Below are 1,406 nucleotides of genomic sequence, written 5' to 3' on the forward strand. Positions count from 1 at the left end.
GTAAAACAGCACAAAGGCCGTAAAGACTCGATACGCAGTAAGTGTGTTAGGGCTAGTTTTGACGATGAATTCAGGGCTGAGCTTATCTTTGGTTAATACTTGTTAACAAAGTATGCTCTCACCCTGGCTCTGAGTACTTTTGTCGTAATAGTAATATGTCAGGCGCAACTTGTGCTGCTGGGGATAAAATAACGACCACATATCACTATGGCTCAGGCACTCAATCTAACAACCTATTTTTAATTGGAGAAACGATAAGTGCTCAAGATGACTCAGAAGTTTATACAACATGTTATAAATATGACAAGTATGGAAATAGAATAGGGGTTAGCTTACCAGAATCAGGTATTACGGATTGTAACGCAGGGAGAGAGTTTTAAAATGGCTAAGTTAAATTATACCCAAGTTATTGGACTAACAATACTAATTACTTCATTTGGTTCACTGTCAGCTCAGGTTGCTCAAGAACATACAACAGCATATCGGTTTGATATAGGCGGAAATGTAGTCGGTGAAATTCAGCCCGATCCAGACGGCAGTGGGCCACTTAAATTTCCCGCAGTAAGATATACATATAATAATTTAAGTGGCTTATTGATAAAAAAAGAAGAGGGTGAACTTTCCTCATGGCAGAATGAGAATGTCAAGCCTTTAAATTGGAGTGGTTTCTCTAGAACAGGTCAAACGGTATATTTCTATGACAATAATGGCAGAAACACAGGAGTTTCAGTTAGAAGTGCTAGTGGAGCAACAAAAGCATTTACGCATATAAGTTATGATGAATATGATAGAGTTATATGTGAAACAATAAGATTAAATTCAACTACGTTCAATAATACTTCAATTGATGCATGTACCCCTACTTCAAGCTACCAATATGGCAGTGATAGAGTTACCAAGTTTGAATATGATCGTTTTGGAAATGTCATTAAAGTATTTAAAGCATATGGCACTACTTTAGAACAGGTATATAAAGAGAATGAGTATTACAAAGACCAACCCGGATTATTGCAAAGTACTTCCGATGCAAATAACAATACCACATATTATGAATATGATTCTTATGCGAGGTTAGAGAAGGTTACATTTCCTGACTATAGCTATGAATTCTACACTTATGATCTTAGTGATAACTTAATTGAAGAGAGGAAAAGAAGCGGAGCAACTATACGCTACTCTTATGATAACCTTAACCTTCTCTCCAAGAAAATGATGCCAAACACATCAGATAATATTGTTTATTCATATGATTTAAGAGGGCTTAGAAAGACTGCTGTAAAGGGCGTTGTTTCCTAAAAGTTTGAACTATCTTGCCAGCCTGTGATCAGATCATCTATATCCTACTAGCCCGTGCAACAACAATGAGCAAAATCACAAACTGGTCTCACTATAATCAAGCCCTCGTT

1 protein-coding gene is annotated in these 1,406 nt (G+C 36.7%); it reads left to right on the top strand.

Features of this window, described 5'->3' with window-relative positions; all coding sequences use genetic code 11:
- The first annotated feature begins 381 nt into the window (after positions 1-381).
- On the top strand, positions 382-1,296 hold the full coding sequence (locus ABMY41_RS21750; RefSeq protein ID WP_349276264.1) for a hypothetical protein: 915 nt from the start codon (positions 382-384) through the stop codon (positions 1,294-1,296).
- Positions 1,297-1,406 lie beyond the last annotated feature (110 nt).

The sequence above is a fragment of the Pseudoalteromonas sp. BZA4 genome (genome assembly GCF_040104395.1).
GTDB lineage: Bacteria > Pseudomonadota > Gammaproteobacteria > Enterobacterales > Alteromonadaceae > Pseudoalteromonas.

Coding starts and splice junctions, on each gene's coding strand:
- ABMY41_RS21750 (WP_349276264.1), top strand. CDS start 382: ATGGCTAAGTTAAATTATACCCAAGTTATTGGACTAACAATACTAATT.